The organism is Pseudomonas sp. M47T1, assembly GCF_000263855.1.
In the GTDB taxonomy this organism is placed as follows: domain Bacteria; phylum Pseudomonadota; class Gammaproteobacteria; order Pseudomonadales; family Pseudomonadaceae; genus Aquipseudomonas.
Map to the genome: position 1 here is coordinate 1 of NZ_AJWX01000050.1, position 4,710 is coordinate 4,710.

The 4,710-nt window shown below is 50.7% G+C and carries 4 protein-coding genes and 2 pseudogenes; 1 reads left to right on the forward strand and 5 read right to left on the reverse strand.

Annotated features, from left to right (window positions below; all coding sequences use genetic code 11):
- Positions 1–378: pseudogene (gene vgrG, locus PMM47T1_RS28340) on the reverse strand (type VI secretion system tip protein VgrG); the annotation flags it as partial.
- A 31-nt stretch (positions 379–409) separates the two neighbouring features.
- Positions 410–1,357, reverse strand: a complete 948-nt coding sequence (locus tag PMM47T1_RS28345; protein ID WP_008375773.1) for a PoNe immunity protein domain-containing protein — start codon at positions 1,355–1,357, stop codon at positions 410–412.
- Between the two features lie 73 nt (positions 1,358–1,430).
- Here PMM47T1_RS28345 and PMM47T1_RS28350 point away from each other — a divergent pair.
- Positions 1,431–1,739 (forward strand): annotated as a pseudogene (locus PMM47T1_RS28350) (S16 family serine protease); the annotation flags it as partial.
- Between the two features lie 335 nt (positions 1,740–2,074).
- Here PMM47T1_RS28350 and PMM47T1_RS29445 read toward each other — a convergent pair.
- The 3 genes from PMM47T1_RS29445 to PMM47T1_RS30540 all read right to left on the reverse strand — a co-directional run.
- The gene (locus PMM47T1_RS29445; RefSeq protein WP_081492741.1) at positions 2,075–3,196 is read right to left on the reverse strand and encodes a type VI immunity family protein; all 1,122 of its coding nucleotides are present in this window, start codon (positions 3,194–3,196) and stop codon (positions 2,075–2,077) included.
- A gap of 10 nt (positions 3,197–3,206) precedes the next feature.
- Positions 3,207–4,490, reverse strand: coding sequence for a VRR-NUC domain-containing protein (locus PMM47T1_RS29450; protein ID WP_008375779.1), 1,284 nt, complete (start codon positions 4,488–4,490; stop codon positions 3,207–3,209).
- Between the two features lie 3 nt (positions 4,491–4,493).
- Positions 4,494–4,710 (reverse strand): hypothetical protein (locus PMM47T1_RS30540; RefSeq protein ID WP_238536673.1); only part of this gene is annotated, 217 nt, incomplete at its 5' end.

The window sequence follows — 4,710 nt, forward strand, 5'->3', positions numbered from 1 at the left end:
CACGGGCTGGTCGGGGTCGCCTTCCAGGAAGGTGACCAGCACCTCCATGCCGATGCGCGGGATGGCCACGCCGCCGTAGCGTTCACCGGCCCAGCTGGAGGACACGCGCAGCCAGCAACTGCTGGTGTCGTCGCCCTGGCCTTCGCGGTCCCAGAAGAACTGCACTTTGACGCGGCCGTACGGGTCGCAGTGGATCTCCTCGCCCTTGGGGCCGGTGACCACGGCGGTCTGGTCGCCCAGCACGCGGGGCTTGGGGTGCCTTGTGGTCGGTGGTGTCGCTGGTACCGACTCCTCGAGCACCTGGGGCTGTTTGCGTTCATGCCGTACTTTGGTCAGCAGCCACAGGTCGTTCCATTCGCTGCGCAAGGATCGAGATAACTCAGGGCACGACGCCATTTCAGTTTTTTCTCTATTCCCTCTCCCCAGACCAATACCAAATCGTTGCCCCCCAGCATGAGTCTTTGAACTCAGGCATAAACTCGCCTTGATTGAAAAAACGTTTTGAGTTCGATTTTGCGGGGGTGTACCAAAAACCCGATCGCGTACAGTTATCACCGGCGTAAACTTTTAACGTTCTCTCAGTTTTATCAGACTCTCTAATTTTTCTTGCATACTCCACGAGGTCTTTCGGATAGACCATATGACTTATATGGCTGTCGTCTATATCGTAAAGATATGCGATGGCGCCTGCTTCAAATGACCAGTAGCCAAAATACCCTCCGTCCTCTTCCACGAGATGCGTATCGTGCCAAGGCGCTTGGGTAAACGCTGGATACCATTCTTTACAATATTTATCAACTAAGCCTGAGGATTCTTGCGGTGTTTCTGCATATATGGCATAAAGCAGCTTTGAATAGATTAAATGATACCAAGTGTCAACGTCCGTCCTAGACGGAAGAACCTTTGTGAGTAAGTCTTCATAGAGCGCATCTTTCCCTGCGTAACCAGCGTTGTCAATCAAGGTGACAAAGCGCGCTAGCAGATCATCACGATCTAATAGGATGCAGATACTCATGATCTGAACGCATTCTTCGTATTGGTCCAGCCAGTCGCCAATTGCCAGTGGTGAAATATTCTGGACACCCTCATAGATGGCAAGTGTTTTCTGAAAGGTTTCGTACTTGGTAATTACATTTTCAAGTAGTGGGTTTAAGGCGTGGATGTCGGTGCCTGCCGTGTACTCCAGGATTAACCCACGAACGGAAGCGCTAAGAATTGATTGTGCTTTTAAAAAGCTCTCTTCCTCTGTAGAATCTGAGTCAAGATGTGTTTGGCTCCAGAAAGCTTCAACTCCGTGATAGTGAGAGGCAAGTTCCTTGTAAATCGATTCGGTTAGAAAGACCTGTCGCCGTTTCATTTTATTGTTCCACTGCTAGGGATGACTGGTTTCCGTGCTTGGCAACGAGTGCCTTTTTCTTTCTGTTTACGGCCTTTTTCACGTCGTGGTGCGCGGGGTGAAGGTACTGGAAACCGCCTCAGACCTGGCGCCGCTGGCGGCCAACATGTCCTGCCTTCGCAACCGGCCGTTCTCCCATGACCTGCTGGTGTTTGGCGAAGTGGGGCTGTCGGGTGAGGTGCGCCCCGTGCCCAGCGGCCAGGAGCGCTTGAAGGAAGCGGCCAAGCACGGCTTCAAGCGCGCCATCGTGGCCAAGGGCAATGCGCCAAAGGAGTCGCCTGCTGGGGTGCAGGTGATTGGCGTGACGCGCCTGGAACGGGCACTGGATACATTGTTCGAATAAGTTCTGTACTCCATGGCGGCCTTGCGACTCCGTAGGAGGAGTCGCAAGGCCGCGTCCACTGGTGCCACATTTTCCAAGTGAATTGCATTGGGGCCGGACGCCGCCTATCGGCCGCGACTACAAGGCTGGCTGACCAAGGCGCTTGTCGGCGCAGGCTTACCTGCGCGAACGGCCAAGCAAGCGCGCATTGCGCCCGAGGGCGCCGCGTCGAATGAGGCGCCTGGGAGTATGCAGGTCATCGGGTTGACGGGCTTAGATCAGGCGTTGGACGTGGTTTGAAAAGTTTCTGCCTGCTATCTACCGATCTGTAGTCAATATCTGCTCGGGAACAACCACTATTCCTCCCCCGACCAATACCAAAGAGTGGCGCCCCACGACGAACCTTTAAACTCAGGCATTAGCTGGCCTTGCTCGAAGTAACGACGAGAGTTGGCTTTGGCAGGGCTGTACCAGTATCCTGAAATCGTACAGGCACGGCCTGCTTCAATTCGGGACGGAGCTTTAACCGGCGAATCTAAAGCATCGAAGCGCGAATACCAGAGCGCACTACTTTTCTGATCAAATGTAATATTGTCAGGAGAGTAAGTCTGCAACTGATCTGGATTGCTAATGCGCAACGGCTTGACAATGCTATTAATATCCACGTACGCGGATGGCAAATACTCTGGGGTTCCTAGTTCGGGGAAGCTGCCTGCGCGAATGATGACGCCGTGGTCGTAAATGAATAATTCTAAATTAGTATGGGGTTTGACAGTGCTGCAGAAATTCTCAACACCCCCCAACTTTCCTAGGAGGCGATTACTGATGATAGTATACCAATTAACTCCTTTTGTAGAGTCTAAAAGCTCTCGCTTGAAGTTTGCGATTAATGAATCAACCTCTAAGCCAGGGTATTGAGTCGCCAGTTGGAACTCCATGGGCGCATAACTGTGATAGTCATATGGCAATATGGTAGAAAGCCCACCGTAGCCATGGTCGGCTTTGGTTTCGTTGCAAAGATGCAGAACCCAATTGTGATAGTTTTCAACCCCGTTAGGCTGGTGAAGATAGTGCCACGGAAGGATGACTTTTAGATACGAGCGCTTCCTGTCTCCGTGGACCTCTGGAGAATTGGAAGTAGAGATGCAAAATTCTGGCGCACTAAAAGCGGTTTCTGCACTCGCCATCTGCCAGTGATATTGTTCGTTTGGATCCGTCTTGAGTATGCTGCTTGCCGCTTTGGCAAAAGAAGTGTCGGTAAGCTTTCCATAGCGCTTGTACATTTGGCTATTCAGGTTCTGCTTGAATTCCGCCCTGAATTTTCTAAAGCACTCTATAATGGTGTTTTTACTCTCCAGGCTATAACCTTCACGGAAATAAAGCGTGACAATTAGGCCTAGGCGGATCACTGGGGTTCCATTAGGCAGTTCAAACTCCAAATCAGGAGCCTTTTTTTTCAATTCATTTAATAAGCTCAATGCGCTCTCCTTATCCAGCAGTAACAGTCGATGTCAGCGCTGTTGCACCAATAATGCTCGCAAGCAACGCCCAAGAAACTTGAGCTAGACGCACTATAACCAGGAATCCTGCAATAATTGTCGCCGGAATTCCAGCAGTTACAAGTACTCCTCCAACTGCGATAGCGATTATTACAGTGGCTGCAGCAATTCCCAAGTCGATAAGGACCTGCATCCATTCGATTTCCTTTAGAGCATCGATAGTGAAATCAGTGTACTGCTGGATTTCTCTCCAGATCGACCTCAATTGGGTGTCAGTCCAGCTAAGTACTTCTGATCCAGTCTCACTTACCCACTCCCAAGTTTTTTGAGATTCATGCCTGACCCAATTGCCTTTTAAACTAAGCCAACTCAGCGCGTCATCAAGGTGGCGCTGGACCTCCGCAGACAAACTGCGAATCCCTTGGGCGCCTTGCTCCAACAAGCCATCAACCGCAGTTTGCACCTGCTGGGTCCAGCTTTCAACAAAGGCTGGTCGTTGAGAAACTGTCGGTCCGTATGCAGGAACAGGAACTGGGGCAGATCTAGGGGGGGCGCTTTTTTTCGGAACTAACGAAGGCCACCGAACGGGATCAAATTCTTGGGTGGGTTTAAATTCTGAATTATATTGGCGATCTCGTTCTCGATCACCATCATCACGACAATCCGTAATTTTTAATACGGAAAACCGACTACTGCTTCCCGCTATATCTAGGTAAGCCTCTTCTTGATCTACGGCTAAAACGTCGCCGGGAAATTTTATCTCAACTAACCTTTCGAGGTTGTTCGGATGCAAGACTCCCTGATGATCTGAACCAGCCTGTCCTGGCCAACGGATGTTTCGGCTCTTCACAATTATCACATCCGGCCGTCGTAGCAAACCCTTTACAGAACCCTTAGGAAAAGGGAATAAAGTGTGGCGACGCTCCGGATCGGGATTTTCATTCTCACCAATCCAAGAAGAACTAAGGAATGGCTTGGGAGGTTCATAAGCCATATCGAAACAAACTTCGGCCTTGTAATCCCACAAAAATTCGCGACGGTACTCATCTGCTCGTATGAGCCCGCTCATTACTAATTGTTTGAGTTCAAGTACAGATGCATCGCTAGACGTCACGCCTCTGAGTGATAATCTCGGGAAACGAGCGGCATAATTTGCTTTCTCCATCAAGTAAAGCTTATTTTCAGGATTAGGTAACGGCGCTTGCTCAACCGTGCCTTCGATGCTGGTAGTGGTGCATCCTTGCGATGTTTGGGGTTGTTGCAGTACGGCCATGGCTTAGCCCTCCGGATTGGCATCTTTAAGATCAAGCGTCATCTTCCTGGGAGCGCTTTCCCCAGCCCTGATCAATGGCTGATCGGGCTCTTGCTTACGAGCTGGGGTCATCAAATTCACCTCCGCGGGGTCGTTGGTATGGACCTGAAAAGTCTTGCCGTTTTCATCCGAGTAGCCGGCCAAACGCGTGCCATCTGGTTTTACCAAGGTGTAGGGCACT